The following is an 18,285-nucleotide window of genomic DNA, read 5'->3' on the forward strand; positions in this document are numbered from 1 at the left end:
CTCCTCCCCGTTCCTCAGACCCGGCGCCGCTTGGGCGGGCGGCAGCCGTTGTGAGGCTGCGGGGTCACGTCCTGGATGGTGCCGACCTCGAGGCCGGCCGCCTGCAGCGAGCGGATCGCCGTCTCGCGGCCCGAACCGGGGCCCTTCACGAAAACGTCGACCTTCTTCATGCCGTGCTCAGCAGCCTTGCGGGCGGCGCTCTCGGCGGCCATCTGCGCGGCGAACGGGGTGGACTTACGCGAGCCCTTAAAGCCCACGTGACCACTCGACGCCCACGCGATCACGGCACCGGTCGGGTCCGTGATCGAGACGATGGTGTTGTTGAAGGTGCTCTTGATGTGCGCGTGGCCGTGCGCGACATTCTTCTTTTCCTTACGGCGGACCTTCTTGGCCCCCGCCGCAGTACGAGACTTCGGTGGCATGTTCTGAGGGTTCTCCTGTTAGCGCGCGTTCTCTTGGTGAGCGGCGACCGCTTCGGCCTGGCCGCGCCGGATGATCGATCCGGCGTCGGTGTACAGGTTGCGGAGCGCCATCGGGCGGGCGTAGAGCGCCTTGGGCGAGACACATGCCGAGCCGCGGCGGTGGACGCCGCCCATCTGCACGACCTTCTTGCCCTGGACGCTCACTTCTTGCCAGCCTTCTTCTTGCCGGCGACCGTCTTCTTCGGACCCTTACGGGTACGGGCGTTCGTCTTGGTCCGCTGACCACGGACGGGAAGTCCGCGACGCCAGCGAAGGCCCTCGTAACACCCGATCTCGATCTTCCGACGGATGTCGGCGTTCACCTCACGGCGAAGGTCACCCTCGACCTTGAAGTTCTCCTCGATGTAGACCCGCAGCTTGGCGAGGTCGTCATCGCTCAGATCCTTGACGCGAGTGTCCGCGTTGAGCTCGGCAGCCGCGACGAGCTGCTTCGAGCGGGTACGGCCGATGCCGTAGATGTAAGTCAGCGCGATCTCCAACCGCTTTTCGCGGGGGAGGTCTACGCCAGCGAGTCGTGCCATTGGCGTTGATGCTCCTTCATAGAATTCATCTTCAGGTCTGCTCCCCGTCCGGTCCCGGGACCGACTCGCCTGTCGTGCCCTTGGCTTGCGCTTCGGGTGTCCCGGCCTCGGCCTGAAGTCCGAGGGTGAACCGGGCCGTTCGCACGGCCCGGCAGGTGCGGGGAGATTGTGTAGCCGTCAATCCACTCTGTACGAGTGCGAGTGATCAGCCCTGCCGCTGCTTGTGCCGCAGGTTCTCGCAGATCACCATGATCCGGCCGTGGCGGCGGATCACCTTGCACTTGTCGCAGATCTTCTTGACGCTCGGCTGGACCTTCACGTCTCCTGCTCTCCTGCTTGTGCTAACTCGTCGTGATCACTTGTAGCGGTAGACGATGCGACCACGAGACAAGTCGTAGGGCGAGAGCTCCACGACAACCCTGTCCTCGGGCAGGATACGGATGTAGTGCTGCCGCATCTTGCCGCTGATGTGTGCAAGGACCTTGTGGCCGTTCTCCAACTCGACGCGGAACATCGCGTTGGGGAGCGGCTCGACTACGCGGCCTTCGACCTCGATGGCCCCGTCTTTCTTGCCCATGTCCTCCGCATTTCCTGTCGCTACGCTGTGTTATCAGTCAGAGCTTGAGTGCTTGGCTGGGTGGTGCTTCGGCACACTCCACCCTGGGTCCAATGTCCGTTCGCGAGAATTCACGAGCGCGCAGGATCCGGGCGCGATGAGTACACCGACTTGACAGTGTACGCAACCCGTGTCGTGAGGCCCAAACGGGGGGTAACTGTGTTACGTGCCCCTGGGCTCGCCGGAAGCGACCTCCCCCATCGTACGCCTCCGCCGACCTGCGTTTAGCGGGCTAATCGCGCTCCGGCGGGCCTGCGACCTGGCCGCGCTAGGCGGCCCGCGGCGCACCCGATGGGGGCAGCGCCCGGGCGCCTCAGCGGCGGGCCCCGGCACTGCGGCGACCAGCGGACGGACTTGCGTTTAGCGGCCTAACTGCGATCCGGCGCCCACCTGCGTTTAGCGGGCTAATCGCGACGCGAGGATCGCGATTAGGGGGCTAAACGCAAGTCCGGGCGCGCTCGCGTTTAGCGGGCTAAACGCGAACCGGAGGCAGGGAGGGTCAGGCGTCTTCGGGGGCTGTCAGCACCCACGGGCCGTCATCGGTGATGGCGACGGTGTGCTCCCAGTGCGCGGCCCGCGAGCCGTCCGCCGTCACGACGGTCCAACCGTCGTCGAGCTCGACGGTCTCGCCGCCGCCACCGGTCAGCATGGGCTCGATCGCGAGCGCCATCCCGGTCTTGAGCCTCGGCCCCTTGCCGGGTTTGCCGAGGTTCGGCAGGAACGGGTCCATGTGCATCTGGCGCCCGATCCCGTGACCGCCGTACTCGACGATCATCCCGTACTCGATGCCGTCTTCCCGGCCGGCCTTCTCGGCCGCGGTCTGCACGGCGTACGAGATGTCCGTGAGCCGCCCACCGGACGACACCGCGGCGATCCCCGCCCACATCGCCGCCTCGGTGGCCGCCGAAAGCGCGAGATCCGCCTTCGACACCTCACCGATCGCGAGAGTGACCGCGGAGTCGCCGTGCCAGCCGTCGAGGATCGCGCCGCAATCCACGGAGATGATGTCGCCCTCGTTCAGGGCCTGCGTCTTCGACGGGATGCCGTGGACGATCTGCTCGTTCACCGAAGCGCAGATCGACGCCGGGAAGCCGTGGTACCCCTTGAACGAGGGCACCGCGCCGGCGTCGCGGATCGTCTGCTCGGCGAGTTCGTCGAGATCGGCCGTGGTCGTCCCCGGCTTGGCGAGCTCGCGCACCGCGGTGAGGGTTCGCCAGACGACCAGACCGGCCGCCCGCATCGCCTGGAGCTCGCCCGGGCTCTTGAGTTCGATCATGCGCCCACGACGAAGCCGTTGCAGTACACGCAGTCCTCCGAGGTTCACGTGCGGTCGCGCAGCGCTTCCAGCACGCGGGCGGAGATCTCGTCGACCGAGCCGACGCCGTCGACCGTGACCAGGATGTCCACGTAGTACTCGAGCAGCGGAGCCGTCTCGGACACGTAGATCTGCTGGCGGCGGCGGATGACCTCTTCGGTGTCGTCCGAGCGGCCGCGGGACAGCAGCCGCTCGACGACGACGTCCTCGGAGACCTGGAGCTGGATGACCGCGTTCAGCTCGGTGTCGACCTCGCCGAGGATCTCACCGAGGACGTCGGCCTGCTTCGTGTTGCGGGGGAAGCCGTCCAGCAGGAAACCGACCTTGGCGTCGGGTTCGGCAAGACGCTCGCGCACCATCTCGTTCGTGACCGAATCGGGCACGAGTTCACCGGAATCCAGGTAGCGCTTGGCTTCCTGGCCCAGCGGCGTCTGCTCGCCCACGTGGGCGCGGAACAGATCGCCGGTCGAGATGTGCGGGATCCGGAGCTTCTCCGACAGTGCTACCGCCTGAGTACCTTTGCCCGCGCCAGGAGGGCCAACGAGAACCAGGCGCGTCACTTCAAGAACCCTTCGTAGTTACGTTGCATCAGCTGGCTTTCGATCTGCTTCACGGTGTCGAGACCGACACCGACCATGATCAGCACAGCCGTGCCACCGAACGGGAAGTTCTGGTTGTTCCCGCTACCGGTAACGGACAGGAAGAAGTTCGGAAGGATCGCGATGATGCCCAGGTACAGCGAGCCCGGCAGGGTGATCCGGCCGAGGACGTAACTGAGGTACTCCGCGGTGGGACGGCCCGGGCGGATACCCGGGATGAAGCCACCGAACTTCTTCATTTCTTCCGCACGCTCGTCCACGTTGAACGTGATCGTGATGTAGAAGTACGTGAAGAAGATGATCAACGCGAAGTACAGCAGGACGTGCGCCCAGCTGGACTGGTTGACGATGTAGTTCTGGATGAAGACCTGCCAGCCCGCGTTGCTGTTGGCGTCACCGACGAGGCGGCTGATCAGGTCCGGCAGGTAGAGCAGCGACGAGGCGAAGATGACCGGGATGACACCGGCCTGGTTCACCTTGATCGGCAGGTAGGTCGAGGTCCCGCCGTACATGCGGCGGCCGATCATGCGCTTGGCGTACTGCACCGGGATCCGGCGCTGGCCCTGCTCGACGAAGATGACGCTGGCGATGATCACCAGGCCGAACACGCAGATGAGGGTGAACACCACGGGGCCCGCGCTGCTGAGGATGTTGCCACCCTCGATCGGGATGCGGGCCGCGATGTTCAGGAAGATCAGGACGGACATACCGTTGCCGACGCCGCGCTCGGTGATCAGCTCACCCAGCCACATCATGACGGCGGTACCGGCGGTCATCGTGATGACGATGATGGCCAGCGTATAGACGCTGTTGTCCGGGATGATCGCGGTGTCGCACTGCGGGAAGAGCTGCTTGCGGTCGGCGAGCGCCACCACACCGGTCGCCTGCAGGATCGCGAGGGCGATCGTCAGGTACCGGGTGTACTGGGTCAGCTTGCCTTGGCCGGCCTGGCCTTCCTTCTTCAGCTCCTCGAACCGCGGGATGACCACGGTGAGAAGCTGGACGATGATGCTCGCCGTGATGTACGGCATGATGCCGGTCGAGAACAGCGACAGCTGCAGCAGTGCACCGCCACTGAACAGGTTCAGCAGCTGATAGACGCCCTCCTGCGACCCGGTTTCCGTACATTTCTGGACGGCGGAGTACGAGATGCCCGGGGCCGGGATGGTGGCACCGATTCGGTAGACCGCGACGATGGCTAGCGTGAACAGGATCTTCTTACGTAGATCCGGCGTCGCGAGAGCCGAGCGGAAGGCGCTGAGCACGCGGGGGACCTCCTCGGCGTCGTCGGCTGTCGTACCGACGATCGGCTTGGCCGACCTGGGGCCGGCGGGAACACACAGCTTTCTGGCACAAGCCAGGAACGCTTCGGGGCACACTCGTCCCGAAGCGTGTCGCCGACTCTAACAGCTTCACAGGGCGTGTCCGCAGTGCGTGTGGGTTTTCCGAACGAAGGTTGGTCCGCAAGGTTGATCGACATCTGCTTCTCGCTCCGGAACCTTGACAGATCGCCTTGTCGTTCCTTGCTTTCCGGGCTCCATCAGATCGCGATTAGGGGGCTAAACGCACCGTGATCAGGAAGTGGGTTCAGGAGCTCGACGCGGCGAGGGCTCCCGCCATGCCGAGGAGCGCGACACCGGTGCCGCGATCGACGTTGCGTGTGGCGCGGCGGGACAGCCGAAGCGACTTCACGAGCGCGCCGGCCCCGATGTAGGTCGCGCCCGCGACGAACTCGGCGAGCAGATAGACGGCGCCGAGGATCGCGATCTGGACGGGAAAGGAGCCGTGAGCTGCGTCGATGAACTGGGGCACGAACGCGGTGAAGATGAGGATCGCCTTCGGGTTCGTGATCGCGACGACGAATTCCTTCCGCGCGATCCGCGGAGCCGGTACGGAATCAGTGCCTTGCGGCCCTGTGACCAGCGCAGTCCGGTCGCCGCGGTACGTCGACCACAGCAGCCGTCCGCCGACCCAGACCAGGTAGGCGACGCCTACCCACTTGATCACCGTGAGTGCAACTTCGGAGGCCGCGAGGAGCTGCCCGAGCCCGGCGGCGACAGCCGCGATCAGCACCGTGAATGCGGCCAATCGGCCTAACAGGCCAGCCAGCCCTTTCCACACACCCTGTGTCATGCCGTGGTGCAGGCCGAGCAGATTGTTCGCCCCTGGCGTAAAAGCCACGAGCACCGCCGCACCGAAAAAGACCACCGCCCAAGTCATCGGCCACCTCCTCCCCCACCGTATCGACCGACGCGAGCGCGTTTAGCGGGCTAATCGCGCTCTTTCGGGCCGGGATCCGGCGGAGGCGCGAAGGCCGAATAGTCCGGCGGGGGCATCGGCTGGGGTTCCGGCGGGAGCACCGCGACGGAAATACCGTCCTTCGGAGTGGGCATATCCGCGAGTCCCGGGTCGCCGCTCACCGGGATTTCGGCCTCCTCGACGCGGTGACTCATGACCGCCGCGCCGGCTGCCGCGACGACGGCCGCGAACAGAGCCCATATGCCAGCGCTGAGCGTCGTCGCCGATTCGGTGGGTTCTCCCAGCTGATTCCCGAATCCCAGCATGGTGACGGTGAAGACGACTCCGGCGAGGAACACCACCCCGATGGTGACGAGCCATCGATCCAAGATCCCCGGCCGTCGCAATAAGGCGGCGCGGGCGCTGACGATCGTGGCCGCCAGCAGGATCGCCGCGGCGATCAGGAGAGGAAAACCGACAGGCGACGTCGACGTCGTGAGGCTGCGTCCTCCGGGCTGGTTGATCACTGTTTCCCACGCGCCTTGGACGACCACGATCACGAACTTGTCGCTGCGATCGAAGTCGAGGCGATGCTCCGTGCTGAAGAACGGGAAGAAACAGCCGGCGAGGGTCAGGACCAGGGCCAGAGCCGCCAAGCCCGCTGCGACCAGCCTGCGAGGCTCGGGCTGGTCAGACCGGACCGGCGCGCTAGCGGGGTCCATGGGTCCGGACACCGAGATGACTGTCGGCGGCGCGACCGACTGCTGCTGAAAGGGCTGCGGATCCTGCCCGGGAGGTGTGTCCACCTCGCGATCCTTCCAGCTCAGATCCCCGCCCGCCACGCTCGCCGCCTGGTGCGTTTAGCCCCCTAATCGCGATCTGAGCGGCGGGCACCTTGGCGACCGGCGGAGCGCGATTAGGGGGCTAAAGTCGCTCTGTTCGCCTCTGGCCCCAGATCGCGATTAGGGGGCTAAACGCAAGTCGGCGGGAGCGCCGGGGCGAAGAGGCCGCATCGCACTTAGCCCGCGAAAGTCGAAGTCGCCGGGAGGAGCGCAAGCGAAAGGCCCGCCGGGCGGAGCCGGGCGGGCCTTTCGGTGAAGCGAGCGAAGAAAGCTCAGAGCGTGGTGGCGGAGCCACCGGCGGCGGAGAGCTTCTCCTTGGCGGAGCCGGAGAAAGCATCGGCGGTGACGTCCAGCTTGACGCCGTTCAGGTCACCGTTGCCGAGCACCTTCACGAGCTTGTTCTTGCGAACAAGACCCTTCGCGACGAGCTCCTCGTTGCCGACCTTGCCACCGTCCGGGAAAACGCGGGCGATGTCGCCCAGGTTCACCGGCTGGTACTCGGTACGGAAGCGGTTCTTGAAGCCGCGAAGCTTCGGGAGCCGCATGTGGATGGGCATCTGCCCACCCTCGAAACCGGCGGGCACGTTCTTCCGGGCCTTGGTGCCCTTGGTACCGCGACCGGCGGTCTTGCCCTTCGAGCCCTCACCACGGCCGACGCGCATCTTCTCGCGCTTCGCGCCGGGAGCCGGACGAAGGTGGTGGATCTTGATGGCAGTCATGCCTTGACCTCCTCGACCTCCACCAGGTGGCGGACCGTGTGGATGAGGCCGCGAACCTGGGGGGTGTCTTCACGCACCACAGACTGCCGGATCTTGCGCAGCCCGAGGGTGCGCAGCGATTCACGGTGGTTGTGCTTGGTGCCGATCTTGCTCTTGACCTGGGTCACCTTGAGCTGAGTCATGTCAGACCCCCTGACCCGCGCGCTGACGCAGCATCCGAGCCGGGGCGACGTCCTCGAGCGGGAGACCGCGGCGGGCCGCGACCTCTTCGGGACGCTGCAGACCCTTCAGGGCCGCCACGGTCGCGTGCACGATGTTGATCGCGTTGTCGGAGCCGAGAGACTTCGACAGCACGTCGTGGACACCCGCGCACTCCAGCACCGCGCGCACCGGACCACCGGCGATGACGCCGGTACCGGCCGAGGCCGGACGGAGCAGCACGACACCGGCGGCTTCCTCACCCTGGATGGGGTGGGGAATGGTGCCACCGACGCGGGGAACGCGGAAGAAGTTCTTCTTCGCTTCCTCGACGCCCTTGGCGATGGCCGCGGGAACTTCCTTGGCCTTGCCGTAGCCGACGCCGACCTGACCGTCGCCGTCACCGACGACCACCAGGGCGGTGAAGCTGAAGCGACGACCACCCTTGACGACCTTGGCGACGCGGTTGATCGTCACGACCTTCTCGAGGTGCGGGGTCTTGTCCTGGCCGGCCCCGCCACGACCGCTGTCGCGACGATCCCGGCCGCCACCACGGCGTTCATTGCGGTCGTTGCCGCCCTGCCCGCCGGGTCCGCCCTGGCCGCCGCCGAATTGCCGTGTACGTCCCGGCATCAGGCTTTCCTTCCATTCACGAGCATCTGCATCAGAATTCCAACCCCGCTTCACGGGCGGCGTCGGCCAGTGCGGCGATGCGGCCGTGGTAGGCGTTACCGCCACGGTCGAACACCACGGTCGAGACGCCGGCGTTCTTGGCGCGGGCGGCGAGAAGCTCCCCGACCTTGGCGGCCTTGGCCTTCTTGTCGCCGTCCAGGGCGCGGACGTCCGCCTCGAGGGTGGACGCCGACGCCAGGGTCTTGCCGGCGAGGTCGTCGATCAGCTGCACGGCGATGTGCCGCGACGAACGCTTGACGACCAGGCGCGGACGCTGGTCCGTGCCGTTGATCTTCTTGCGAAGGCGGAAGTGCCGACGGGCCTTCGCGACGCGGCGGCGGGTCGAGATGTCCTTGCCGACCGGCTTGCGCTTCGTAGTCGTGTCGCTCATGATCACTTACCCGTCTTTCCGACCTTGCGGCGGATCTTCTCACCCTCGTAGCGCAGGCCCTTGCCCTTGTACGGGTCCGGGCGGCGCAGCTTGCGGATGACCGCGGCGATCTGGCCGACCTTCTGCTTGTCGATGCCCGAGACCGAGAACCGGGTGGGGGTCTCGACCTTGAAGGTGATGCCTTCCGGGGCCTCGATCTTCACCGGGTGGCTGTAGCCGAGGGCGAACTCGAGGTCCGAGCCCTTGGCCTGCACGCGGTAACCGACACCGTGGATTTCGAGCTTCTTCTCGTAGCCCGCGGTCACACCGACGACGAGGTTGTTGACCAGCGTCCGGGTGAGACCGTGCAGGGCACGGCTGGTGCGCTCCTCGTCGGGACGCTTCACCTGCAGCGTGCCGTCCTCGGCGCGCTCCACGGTGATCGGCTCGGCGATGGTGTGCTCAAGGGTGCCCTTAGGCCCCTTGACCTTGATCTGCTGACCTTCGATGGTCACCTCGACCCCGGAGGGGACGGCGACCGGCAGCTTTCCAATGCGTGACATGTCTGTGCCCCCTTCCTTACCAGACGTAGGCGAGGACTTCGCCGCCCACGCTGTTGCGCTTGGCCTGACGGTCGGTCTGAAGGCCGGACGACGTCGAAATGATCGCGACGCCGAGGCCACCGAGAACCGACGGCAGTTCGGTCGATTTTGCGTAGACCCGCAGGCCGGGCTTGGACACGCGGCGGAGGCCGGCGATGCTGCGCTCACGGTTGGGGCCGTACTTCAGCTCCACGATGAGGTTCTTGTGCTTCTCGCCCGGCTCGTCGCGGTAGCTCGCGATGTAGCCCTCGCGCTTGAGGATCTCGGCGATGTTCGCCTTGATCTTCGAGTGGGGAAGCACGACCTCGTCGTGGTAAGCCGAGTTCGCGTTACGCAGACGGGTCAAGAAGTCTGCGATGGGGTCGGTCATCGTCATGGTGACCTGTCAACCTTTCTCGCCCTGGTTCCCTGCGAAGTGCGGGGCCTGTGGCGAAGTGGGAGTTCTGTATCCGATTGTTTGCCAATCCGACCGGCAGTCACGGCGGCAAGGGTCCAGATGAGCCGGTTGGCTCAGACCGTATCCGCCTGCTTTCGGGCCGGATTGGCAAAGGAGACTCTTACCAGCTGGACTTGCGGACACCGGGCAGCTCGCCCGCGTGTGCCATCTCGCGAAGGCAGATCCGGCAGAGCCCGAACTTGCGGAACACCGAGTGCGGGCGACCGCACCGCTGGCAACGCGTGTAACCGCGAACCTTGAACTTCGGCGTCTTCGCGGCCTTGTGGACCAGTGCTTTCTTGGCCATCGACTCAGTTCTCCTTGAACGGGAAGCCGAGCTTGCGAAGCAGCGCGCGGCCCTCGTCGTCGGTGTTGGCGGTGGTGACGACAGTGACGTCCATACCGCGCGGGCGGTCGATGGCGTCCGGGTCGATCTCGTGGAACATCGACTGCTCGTTGAGACCGAACGTGTAGTTGCCGTTGCCGTCGAACTGCTTCGGCGAAAGCCCGCGGAAGTCACGGATACGCGGCAGCGCGATGGTCAGCAGCCGGTCGAGGAACTCCCACATCCGGTCGTTGCGCAGCGTGACGCGCGCACCGATCGGCTGGCCCTCACGCAGCTTGAACTGCGCGATGGACTTGCGAGCCTTGCGAACCTCGGGCTTCTGCCCGGTGATCGCGGCCAGGTCGCGGATGGCGCCTTCGATCAGCTTGCTGTCACGGGCGGCGTCACCGACACCCATGTTCACGACGACCTTGACGACGCCCGGGATCTGGTGGACGTTCTCGAAGGAGAACTCCTCCTGGAGCTGTCCCTTGATCTCCTCGCGGTACCGCACCTTGAGGCGCGGGGCGATCTTCTCTGCGGTGGTCATGATCAGATGTCCTTACCGTTCCGGCGCGAGACCCGGACCTTCTTGCCGTCCTCGCCGATGCGGTAGCCCACCCGGGTCGGCTTGCCGTCGGAGTCGACGACCATCACGTTCGAGACGTGAATGGGCGCCTCCTGCGTGACGATGCCGCCGGACTGCGCGCCGCGCTGGGTCTGGGAGATCCGCGTGTGCTTCTTGATCCGGTTCACGCCTTCGACCAGCACGCGCTCGCGCTCGGGGTAGGCCTGAATGACCTTGCCCTTGGCACCCTTGTCCTTGCCGGCGACGACGACGACCGTGTCGCCCTTCTTCACCTTCATGCTCTACAACACCTCCGGCGCGAGCGAAATGATCTTCATGAACTTTCGGTCGCGCAGCTCGCGGCCCACCGGGCCGAAGATGCGGGTGCCGCGGGGCTCATTGTCGTTCTTGATGAGCACAGCAGCGTTCTCGTCGAAGCGGATGTAAGAACCGTCCGGACGACGGCGCTCCTTGCGCGTGCGAACGATGACCGCCTTGACGACGTCACCCTTCTTCACGCCGGCAGCCGGCATGGCGTCCTTCACGGTGGCGACGATGATGTCGCCGATGCCCGCGTAGCGCCGCCCCGAACCACCGAGAACGCGGATGCAAAGGATTTCCTTCGCGCCCGTATTGTCGGCAACCCGAAGCCGCGACTCCTGCTGGATCACGTCAACTCCTGTATGTCGCGCTGGTTCTCGCGTTGAGACGCGAGCCTTGCGGAACTAAGGGACTCAAAAAGAGCCCTACTTACTTGGCCTTCTCCACGATCTGCACCAGACGCCAGCGCTTGGTCGCCGACAGCGGGCGGGTCTCCATCAAGGTGACCTTGTCGCCCACGCCCGCCTCGTTGTTCTCGTCGTGCACCTTGACCTTCTTGGTGCTGCGGAGAACCTTGGCGTAGCGACGGTGCTTCTTGCGGTCTTCGAGCTCGACCACGATCGTCTTGTTCATCTTGTCCGAGACGACGTAGCCCTCACGGACCTTGCGGTCGTTGCGGACGGCCGCCTCGGTGGGCTGCTCGCTCATGCGGCACCTTCACTCTCGGCGTCAGGGGAAACGGACAGGCCGAGTTCACGCTCGCGCATGACCGTGTAGATCCGCGCGATGTCCGTGCGGACGGTGCGCAGACGGCGGTTGTTGTCGAGCTGTCCGGTCGCCATCTGGAAGCGGAGGTTGAAGAGCTCCTCCTTGTATTCCTTCAGACGCAGGACGAGCTCTTCCGCGGTGAGCTCACGCAGCTCCGATGCCAGAGCGGCACCTGCCTTCGCCATCAGAACTCACCACCTTCACGGGTCACGATGCGGCACTTCATGGGCAGCTTGTGGATCGCGCGACGGAGCGCCTCACGGGCGGTCTCCTCGTTCGGGAACGAGATCTCGAACATCACGCGGCCCGGCTTCACGTTGGCGATCCACCACTCGGGCGAACCCTTACCGGAACCCATGCGGGTTTCCGCCGGCTTCTTGGTCAGCGGGCGGTCCGGGTAGATGGTCGTCCACACCTTGCCGCCACGCTTGATGTGACGCGTCATGGCGATACGAGCGGACTCGATCTGCCGGTTGGTCACGTAGCTGTGCTCAAGCGCCTGGATGCCGTACTCGCCGAAGCTGACCTTCGTACCGCCCTTGGCGGCACCGTGGCGCTTCGGGGAGTGCTGCTTCCGGTGCTTGACCCTGCGCGGGATGAGCACGTGTCAGCCCTCCGTCTTTTCTGCAGTCTCAGCAGCCGGGGCCTCGGTGGCCGCGGGGGCGGCGTCGTCGCTCTTGGCGGCGGCGGCAGCCCGACCGGCTTCGGTCGAGGTCGGCGTCGTGCCCGACGCACCGGAACGGCGCGGGCGGGCGGGACGGTCTCCACGGTCACGGCGCGGGGCACGCTCGGCGGCCGCGGCGGCGTCACGCGCCTCACGGGCCTTGAGGCCACCCACGAGCTCGCCCTTGTAGATCCACACCTTCACGCCGATGCGACCGAACGTCGTCTTGGCCTCGAAGAAGCCGTAGTCGATGTCGGCACGCAGCGTGTGCAGCGGGACACGGCCATCGCGGTAGTGCTCGGAGCGGGACATCTCGGCACCGCCGAGACGACCGCCGCACTGCACGCGGATGCCCTTGACCTGCGGCGAACGCATGGAGGTCTGGATCGCCTTGCGCATCGCGCGGCGGAACGCCACGCGGTTGCTCAGCTGCTCCGCGACACCCTGAGCGACGAGCTGGGCGTCGGCCTCGGGGTTCTTGACCTCGAGGATGTTCAGCTGGACCTGCTTGGCGGTCAGCTTCTCCAGCGCGCCGCGGATCCGGTCGGCCTCCGCACCACGACGGCCGATGACGATGCCCGGCCGGGCGGTGTGGATGTCGACGCGGACCCGGTCACGGGTGCGCTCGATCTCGACCTTGGAGATCCCGGCGCGCTCCATGCCCGTGGACAGCAGCTTCCGGATCTTGACGTCCTCGGCCACGTACTCCGCGTACTGCTTGTCGGCGTACCAACGCGACTTCCAGTCCGTGGTGATACCCAGGCGGAAGCCGTGCGGGTTGATTTTCTGGCCCACTACCGGCCACCTGCCTTCTTCTTGCCCTGTGCCTTCTTGGCCTCGGCCTTGGGACGCGACTCCACCTCGACGGTGATGTGGCTGGTCCGCTTGCGGATCCGGTACGCGCGGCCCTGGGCCCGCGGACGGATGCGCTTGAGGGTCGGGCCCTCGTCGGCGTAGGCGTTCTTGATCCAGAGGGTGTCCGGGTCAAGATCGAGGTTGTTTTCGGCGTTGGCCACGGCGCTGGCGAGCACCTTCGCGACCGGCTCGCTTGCCGCCTGCGGGGCGAACTGGAGCACGGCCAAGGCGTCGGCGGCGCTACGTCCCTTGATCAGCTCGATCACCCGGCGCACCTTGGTAGGCGAGTCCCGGACGAAGCGAGCCCGCGCGTAAGCCGTCGGCAATGCCTCGGCCACGTCGTTCTGGGCGTTCATCGCTAGCTTCCTTGTTCTCTCGTGCCCGCTCAGCGGCGGCGCGACTTGCGGTCGTCCTTGATGTGGCCCTTGAAGGTCCTAGTCGGGGCGAACTCGCCCAACTTGTGACCCACCATCGCCTCGGTGACGAACACCGGGACGTGCTTGCGTCCGTCGTGCACCGCGATCGTGTGACCCAGGAAGTCCGGGATGATCGTGGAGCGACGCGACCAAGTCTTGATCACGGTCTTCTTGCCCGACTCGTTGAGAACGTCCACCTTCTTGAGCAGGTGGTCGTCCACGAAGGGGCCCTTTTTAAGGCTGCGTGGCATGTGCTTCTACCTCCCTGCTCAGCGCTTGTTCTTGCCGGTACGGCGACGTCGGACGATCATCGAGTCCGAAGCCTTGCGGCGACGGGTACGACCCTCGGGCTTACCGTTCGGGTTCACCGGGTGACGACCACCGGAGGTCTTACCCTCACCACCACCGTGCGGGTGGTCGACCGGGTTCATGACGACACCACGGACGGTGGGGCGCTTGCCGCGCCAGCGGTTACGACCCGCCTTGCCCCAGTTGATGTTGGAGTGGTCGGAGTTGCCGACCTCGCCGATGGTGGCGCGGTTGCGCACGTCGACGTTGCGGATCTCGCCCGAGGGGAGACGAAGCTGGGCGTAAGGCCCGTCCTTCGCCACCAGCTGCACCTTGGCACCGGCGGACCGCGCCATCTTCGCGCCGCCACCGGGGCGGAGCTCGATCGCGTGGATCACGGTGCCGACCGGGATGTTGCGCAGCGGCAGGTTGTTACCCGGCTTGATGTCGGCGCGGGGGCCGTTCTCAACCGTGTCACCCTGCTTGAGCTTCTCCGGGGCGATGATGTAGCGCTTCTCGCCGTCGGCGTAGTGCAGCAGCGCGATACGAGCGGACCGGTTGGGGTCGTACTCGATGTGCGCGACCTTGGCGGGAACGCCGTCCTTGTCGTTCCGGCGGAAGTCGATCAGCCGGTACGCACGCTTGTGGCCACCGCCCTTGTGGCGGGTGGTGATCTTGCCGCTGGAGTTACGGCCGCCGGACTTGCTCAGCGGACGCAGCAGCGACTTCTCCGGGGTGGACCGAGTGATCTCGGCGAAGTCGGAGACGCTGGAGCCACGACGACCCGGGGTCGTCGGCTTGTACTTGCGGATGCCCATGTGTCAGCTCAGTCCTTTACGCGGTGGGTCCGCCGAAGATCTCGATCGGCTTGCTTTCAGCCGAAAGAGTCACGATGGCGCGCTTGGTGTCCTTGCGCTTGCCGAAGCCGGCGCGAGTCCGCTTACGCTTGCCCTGGCGGTTGAGGGTGTTGACACTGACCACCTTGACGCCGAACACCTGCTCGACCGCGATCTTGATCTGGGTCTTGTTGGCGTCCGGGCGAACCACGAACGTGTACTTGTGGTCTTCAAGCAGTCCGTAGGACTTCTCGGAGATCACCGGCGCGAGCAAGATGTCGCGAGGATCGGCGATGGCGATAGCACTCACTGCTCGTCACTCCCTTCCGAAACCTCGCTCGACCGCGCCGAGGCCTTGACGCCCTTGCCCCGAACGGGACCGGCGACGAAAGCGTCGTAAGCGGACTTGGTGAACACCACGTCGTCGTTGACCAACACGTCGTAAGTGTTGAGCTGGTCAGGCGCGATGAGGTGGATCTCGGGCAGGTTCCGCGCGGACGCCCAGCTGATCGTGTCGTCGCGGTTCAGGACCACGAGGACGCGCTTCGCCTGGGTGATCGCGGCGATCACGGTCTTGGCCGACTTGGTCGACGGCTTGTCGCCGGCGATCAGCTCGGTCACGACGTGCAGCTGCCCGGCGCGAACCCGGTCGGAGAGGGCGCCACGCAGAGCGGCGGCCTTCATCTTCTTCGGGGTCCGCTGGGTGTAGTCACGCGGCGTGGGGCCGTGGACGACGCCACCACCGGTGAACTGCGGCGCACGGGTCGAACCCTGGCGGGCGCGGCCGGTGCCCTTCTGGCGGTACGGCTTCTTGCCACCACCGCGGACTTCACCGCGGGTCTTGGTGTCATGCGTGCCCTGGCGAGCGGCGGCCAGCTGGCCCACCACGACCTGGTGCATGAGGGGCACGTTGGCCTGCACGTCGAAGATCTCCGAGGGGAGCTCGACCGTGCCGTCGGCTTTACCGGCCGGGGTCTTCAGCTCGACGCTGGTCATGATCAGTTACCACCCTTCGCGGCGCTGCGCACGAACAGCAGGCCGCCCTTGGGACCGGGCACGGCGCCCTTGATCAGCAGCAGGCCGTCCTCGGCACGCACCGCGTGCACGGTCAGGTTCTGTGTGGTGACCCGGTCGTTGCCCATGCGGCCCGCCATGCGCAGGCCCTTGAAGACGCGGCCCGGGGTGGCACAGCCACCGATCGAGCCGGGCTTGCGGTGCACGGCCTGTGCACCGTGGCTCGCGCCCTGGCCCTTGAAGCCGTGACGCTTCATGACACCGGCGTAGCCCTTGCCCTTGCTGGTACCGGTCACGTCGACCTCGATACCGGCCTCGAACACCTCAGCGGTGATCTCCTGGCCGACCTCGTAGGTCTCGGCGTCGGTGGTACGCAGCTCGGCAAGGAAACGACGCGGGGTCACGCTCGCCTTGTCGAAGTGGCCGGTGCGCGGCTTGTTCACCCGGCGCGGGTCGACCGCGCCGAAAGCCAGCTGCACGGCCTTGTAGCCGTCGGTTTCCTGGGTCCGAACCTGGGTGACCACGTTCGGACCGGCCTGGACGACGGTCACCGGGACGACCCGGTTGTTCTCGTCGAAGACCTGGGTCATGCCGAGCTTGGTGCCCAGGATGCCCTTCATTTGCCTGTCAGACATGAGTCTCTTACTCTCCGCCGCTCGCCAGCCGCTACTGGATGTTGACGTCGACGCTCGCCGGCAGGTCGATGCGCATGAGCGCGTCGACCGTCTTCGGCGTCGGGTCGAGGATGTCGATCAGACGCTTGTGCGTGCGCATCTCGAAGTGCTCGCGCGAGTCCTTGTACTTGTGCGGCGAGCGGATGACGCAGTAAACGTTCTTCTCGGTGGGCAGCGGCACCGGCCCGACAACACGGGCGCCGGTGCGCGTGACCGTCTCCACGATCTTGCGCGCCGAGGTGTCGATCGCCTCGTGGTCGTAGGCCTTGAGCCGGATGCGGATCTTCTGTCCCGCCATGGTGGCTGCGTTCCTTGTCGTCTCGTGCCGCTTTGTCTCTTCAAACCTTCGGCTGGGCCGGGGTTCTCGCAGTTCAACGGCCCTGTCCCCGGTCCACGCGGTCGGGCGTGTCGCGCCCGACGCACAGACGGATCCCGCGGGATCGTCGTCTTGCTGGTCTTCCTCATGAGAGGAGGCAGCGATCCGGCCGTGCCGTCTCAACCGCCGCGCCCGCTGGCCTCACCCGAAGGAAGAGCTCCACGGACCGTGGCCGCTCATACCAGGGCGGCCGGAACCTCGAAAGGTTCGGCCGCCCCAGGACGAGCAACCTGAATAGTGTCGCACACGTGATTTGACGCCTTTAACCCGGGGGTGTATCAGACCCCCGGGTGGCGTTAAATCACTTGTTGATCTTGGTGACCTGGCCGGCGCCGACGGTCCGTCCACCCTCACGGATGGCGAAACGCAGGCCCTCGTCCATGGCGACCGGCTGGATCAGCACAACGCTGATGTCCGTGTTGTCGCCCGGCATGACCATCTCGGTGCCCTCCTTGAGGGTCACCACGCCGGTCACGTCCGTCGTACGGAAGTAGAACTGCGGGCGGTAGTTGTTGAAGAACGGGGTGTGACGACCACCCTCGTCCTTCGACAGGATGTAGACCGAGCCCTCGAACTCCGTGTGCGGGGTGGTGGTACCCGGCTTCACGACGACCTGGCCGCGCTCGACGTCCTCGCGCTTGATGCCGCGGACCAGCAGACCGACGTTGTCGCCGGCCTCACCCTGGTCGAGCAGCTTGCGGAACATCTCGACACCGGTGACGGTGGTCTTGGTCGACTTCTCCTTGATGCCGACGATCTCGACCTCTTCGTTCACGTTGACGCGGCCACGCTCGATACGGCCGGTCACGACCGTGCCACGGCCGGTGATCGTGAAGACGTCTTCGATCGGCATCAGGAACGGCTTGTCGAGCTCGCGCACCGGGTCCGGCACGCTCTCGTCGACGGCCGCCATGAGCTCGAGAACGCTCTCGCCCCACTTGGCGTCGCCCTCGAGGGCCTTCAGGCCGGAGACCTTGATGACCGGAGCGTCGTCACCAGGGAAGTCCTGGGAGGACAGCAGCTCGCGGACCTCGAGCTCGACGAGCTCCAGGATCTCCTCGTCGTCGACCATGTCGGCCTTGTTCAGCGCGACCACGATGTAGGGCACGCCGACCTGCTTCGCGAGCAGCACGTGCTCACGGGTCTGCGGCATCGGGCCGTCGGTCGCCGCGACCACGAGGATCGCGCCGTCCATCTGCGCCGCACCGGTGATCATGTTCTTGATGTAGTCCGCGTGACCGGGGGCGTCCACGTGGGCGTAGTGACGCTTCTCGGTCTGGTACTCGACGTGCGAGATGTTGATCGTGATGCCGCGCTGCTTCTCTTCCGGCGCGTTGTCGATCTGGTCGAACGCCGACGCCGTGTTCAGCTCGGGGTACTTGTCGTGCAGAACCTTGGTGATCGCCGCGGTCAGAGTGGTCTTACCGTGGTCGACGTGACCGATGGTCCCGATGTTGACGTGCGGCTTGGTCCGCTCGAATTTCGCCTTCGCCACTGGAATGTCCTCCTGGACTGTTTTGCTTACTCACCGGCCGACGTGGCTGTCGTCAGACGGAGATTCGTTTCTCGG

The 18,285-nt window shown here is 65.9% G+C and carries 32 protein-coding genes; all 32 read right to left on the reverse strand.

Annotation, left to right across the window (positions count from 1 at the left end; all coding sequences use genetic code 11):
* Nucleotides 1–14: 14 nt before the first annotated feature.
* Entirely contained in the window at nt 15–422 is a 408-nt protein-coding gene (rpsK, locus tag ACLARN_RS03175; RefSeq protein WP_020643222.1) for a 30S ribosomal protein S11, read from the reverse strand.
* Nucleotides 423–440: 18 nt separating this feature from the next.
* On the reverse strand, nt 441–626 hold the full coding sequence (locus ACLARN_RS03180) for a hypothetical protein (protein WP_004558884.1): 186 nt from the start codon (nt 624–626) through the stop codon (nt 441–443).
* Complete coding sequence (gene rpsM, locus ACLARN_RS03185) at nt 623–1,003, reverse strand: 30S ribosomal protein S13 (protein ID WP_101612179.1); 381 nt, start codon at nt 1,001–1,003, stop codon at nt 623–625. Before rpsM ends, ACLARN_RS03180 begins: the two co-directional genes overlap by 4 nt.
* Nucleotides 1,004–1,208: 205 nt before the next feature.
* Nucleotides 1,209–1,322: a 50S ribosomal protein L36 gene (gene rpmJ / locus ACLARN_RS03190; RefSeq protein WP_004558882.1), complete on the reverse strand. Its 114-nt coding sequence runs from the start codon at nt 1,320–1,322 to the stop codon at nt 1,209–1,211.
* 36 nt (nt 1,323–1,358) lie between these two features.
* A complete protein-coding gene (gene infA / locus ACLARN_RS03195; protein WP_005166804.1) occupies nt 1,359–1,580 on the reverse strand; it encodes a translation initiation factor IF-1 in 222 nt (73 codons plus the stop codon).
* Nucleotides 1,581–2,118: 538 nt separating this feature from the next.
* A complete protein-coding gene (map, locus tag ACLARN_RS03200; protein WP_409489785.1) occupies nt 2,119–2,895 on the reverse strand; it encodes a type I methionyl aminopeptidase in 777 nt (258 codons plus the stop codon).
* A 44-nt stretch (nt 2,896–2,939) separates the two neighbouring features.
* The gene (locus tag ACLARN_RS03205) at nt 2,940–3,494 is read right to left on the reverse strand and encodes an adenylate kinase (protein ID WP_409489786.1); all 555 of its coding nucleotides are present in this window, start codon (nt 3,492–3,494) and stop codon (nt 2,940–2,942) included.
* Nucleotides 3,491–4,798: a preprotein translocase subunit SecY gene (secY, locus tag ACLARN_RS03210; protein ID WP_076163417.1), complete on the reverse strand. Its 1,308-nt coding sequence runs from the start codon at nt 4,796–4,798 to the stop codon at nt 3,491–3,493. The genes ACLARN_RS03205 and secY overlap by 4 nt, the downstream gene beginning before the upstream one ends.
* Before the next feature lie 322 nt (nt 4,799–5,120).
* A complete protein-coding gene (locus tag ACLARN_RS03215; protein WP_409489787.1) occupies nt 5,121–5,753 on the reverse strand; it encodes a LysE family translocator in 633 nt (210 codons plus the stop codon).
* Between the two features lie 50 nt (nt 5,754–5,803).
* Complete coding sequence (locus tag ACLARN_RS03220) at nt 5,804–6,577, reverse strand: hypothetical protein (RefSeq protein WP_409489788.1); 774 nt, start codon at nt 6,575–6,577, stop codon at nt 5,804–5,806.
* Nucleotides 6,578–6,885: 308 nt separating this feature from the next.
* A complete protein-coding gene (gene rplO, locus ACLARN_RS03225; RefSeq protein WP_409489789.1) occupies nt 6,886–7,332 on the reverse strand; it encodes a 50S ribosomal protein L15 in 447 nt (148 codons plus the stop codon).
* Complete coding sequence (rpmD, locus tag ACLARN_RS03230; RefSeq protein WP_076163011.1) at nt 7,329–7,514, reverse strand: 50S ribosomal protein L30; 186 nt, start codon at nt 7,512–7,514, stop codon at nt 7,329–7,331. Before rpmD ends, rplO begins: the two co-directional genes overlap by 4 nt.
* A gap of 1 nt (nt 7,515) precedes the next feature.
* On the reverse strand, nt 7,516–8,163 hold the full coding sequence (gene rpsE / locus ACLARN_RS03235) for a 30S ribosomal protein S5 (protein ID WP_076163010.1): 648 nt from the start codon (nt 8,161–8,163) through the stop codon (nt 7,516–7,518).
* A gap of 31 nt (nt 8,164–8,194) precedes the next feature.
* Nucleotides 8,195–8,593, reverse strand: coding sequence for a 50S ribosomal protein L18 (gene rplR / locus ACLARN_RS03240; protein WP_039919720.1), 399 nt, complete (start codon nt 8,591–8,593; stop codon nt 8,195–8,197).
* Nucleotides 8,594–8,595: 2 nt separating this feature from the next.
* Nucleotides 8,596–9,135, reverse strand: coding sequence for a 50S ribosomal protein L6 (rplF, locus tag ACLARN_RS03245; protein WP_409489790.1), 540 nt, complete (start codon nt 9,133–9,135; stop codon nt 8,596–8,598).
* 16 nt (nt 9,136–9,151) lie between these two features.
* Nucleotides 9,152–9,550: a 30S ribosomal protein S8 gene (gene rpsH, locus ACLARN_RS03250; protein ID WP_409489791.1), complete on the reverse strand. Its 399-nt coding sequence runs from the start codon at nt 9,548–9,550 to the stop codon at nt 9,152–9,154.
* Between the two features lie 181 nt (nt 9,551–9,731).
* On the reverse strand, nt 9,732–9,917 hold the full coding sequence (locus ACLARN_RS03255) for a type Z 30S ribosomal protein S14 (protein WP_005166789.1): 186 nt from the start codon (nt 9,915–9,917) through the stop codon (nt 9,732–9,734).
* A 4-nt stretch (nt 9,918–9,921) separates the two neighbouring features.
* Nucleotides 9,922–10,485 (reverse strand): 50S ribosomal protein L5, encoded by a 564-nt coding sequence (gene rplE / locus ACLARN_RS03260; RefSeq protein ID WP_016331092.1) that lies wholly within the window; start codon nt 10,483–10,485, stop codon nt 9,922–9,924.
* A 2-nt stretch (nt 10,486–10,487) separates the two neighbouring features.
* Nucleotides 10,488–10,802 (reverse strand): 50S ribosomal protein L24, encoded by a 315-nt coding sequence (gene rplX / locus ACLARN_RS03265; protein ID WP_076163007.1) that lies wholly within the window; start codon nt 10,800–10,802, stop codon nt 10,488–10,490.
* Between the two features lie 3 nt (nt 10,803–10,805).
* Nucleotides 10,806–11,174, reverse strand: coding sequence for a 50S ribosomal protein L14 (rplN, locus tag ACLARN_RS03270; protein ID WP_005166785.1), 369 nt, complete (start codon nt 11,172–11,174; stop codon nt 10,806–10,808).
* 79 nt (nt 11,175–11,253) lie between these two features.
* Nucleotides 11,254–11,532 (reverse strand): 30S ribosomal protein S17, encoded by a 279-nt coding sequence (rpsQ, locus tag ACLARN_RS03275; RefSeq protein WP_409489792.1) that lies wholly within the window; start codon nt 11,530–11,532, stop codon nt 11,254–11,256.
* Nucleotides 11,529–11,777 carry a 50S ribosomal protein L29 gene (gene rpmC / locus ACLARN_RS03280; protein ID WP_005166783.1) on the reverse strand — a complete coding sequence of 83 codons (249 nt, stop codon included), beginning with the start codon at nt 11,775–11,777 and terminating at the stop codon, nt 11,529–11,531. The genes rpsQ and rpmC overlap by 4 nt, the downstream gene beginning before the upstream one ends.
* A complete protein-coding gene (gene rplP, locus ACLARN_RS03285; protein ID WP_004558864.1) occupies nt 11,777–12,196 on the reverse strand; it encodes a 50S ribosomal protein L16 in 420 nt (139 codons plus the stop codon). Before rplP ends, rpmC begins: the two co-directional genes overlap by 1 nt.
* Before the next feature lie 3 nt (nt 12,197–12,199).
* Nucleotides 12,200–13,051 carry a 30S ribosomal protein S3 gene (gene rpsC / locus ACLARN_RS03290; protein ID WP_364026035.1) on the reverse strand — a complete coding sequence of 284 codons (852 nt, stop codon included), beginning with the start codon at nt 13,049–13,051 and terminating at the stop codon, nt 12,200–12,202.
* Nucleotides 13,051–13,467 carry a 50S ribosomal protein L22 gene (gene rplV / locus ACLARN_RS03295; protein WP_076163003.1) on the reverse strand — a complete coding sequence of 139 codons (417 nt, stop codon included), beginning with the start codon at nt 13,465–13,467 and terminating at the stop codon, nt 13,051–13,053. The genes rpsC and rplV overlap by 1 nt, the downstream gene beginning before the upstream one ends.
* Before the next feature lie 29 nt (nt 13,468–13,496).
* A complete protein-coding gene (gene rpsS / locus ACLARN_RS03300) occupies nt 13,497–13,778 on the reverse strand; it encodes a 30S ribosomal protein S19 (RefSeq protein WP_026468892.1) in 282 nt (93 codons plus the stop codon).
* 18 nt (nt 13,779–13,796) lie between these two features.
* The gene (gene rplB, locus ACLARN_RS03305) at nt 13,797–14,633 is read right to left on the reverse strand and encodes a 50S ribosomal protein L2 (protein WP_409489793.1); all 837 of its coding nucleotides are present in this window, start codon (nt 14,631–14,633) and stop codon (nt 13,797–13,799) included.
* Nucleotides 14,634–14,649: 16 nt separating this feature from the next.
* On the reverse strand, nt 14,650–14,961 hold the full coding sequence (gene rplW / locus ACLARN_RS03310; RefSeq protein ID WP_409489794.1) for a 50S ribosomal protein L23: 312 nt from the start codon (nt 14,959–14,961) through the stop codon (nt 14,650–14,652).
* Nucleotides 14,958–15,647, reverse strand: a complete 690-nt coding sequence (rplD, locus tag ACLARN_RS03315) for a 50S ribosomal protein L4 (protein WP_409489795.1) — start codon at nt 15,645–15,647, stop codon at nt 14,958–14,960. Before rplD ends, rplW begins: the two co-directional genes overlap by 4 nt.
* Before the next feature lie 2 nt (nt 15,648–15,649).
* Nucleotides 15,650–16,300: a 50S ribosomal protein L3 gene (gene rplC, locus ACLARN_RS03320; protein WP_125788816.1), complete on the reverse strand. Its 651-nt coding sequence runs from the start codon at nt 16,298–16,300 to the stop codon at nt 15,650–15,652.
* 31 nt (nt 16,301–16,331) lie between these two features.
* The gene (rpsJ, locus tag ACLARN_RS03325; protein WP_003102098.1) at nt 16,332–16,637 is read right to left on the reverse strand and encodes a 30S ribosomal protein S10; all 306 of its coding nucleotides are present in this window, start codon (nt 16,635–16,637) and stop codon (nt 16,332–16,334) included.
* 379 nt (nt 16,638–17,016) lie between these two features.
* Nucleotides 17,017–18,210: an elongation factor Tu gene (gene tuf / locus ACLARN_RS03330; RefSeq protein WP_409489796.1), complete on the reverse strand. Its 1,194-nt coding sequence runs from the start codon at nt 18,208–18,210 to the stop codon at nt 17,017–17,019.
* Nucleotides 18,211–18,285 lie beyond the last annotated feature (75 nt).

The organism is Amycolatopsis sp. cmx-11-12 (assembly GCF_046269425.1).
GTDB lineage: Bacteria > Actinomycetota > Actinomycetes > Mycobacteriales > Pseudonocardiaceae > Amycolatopsis.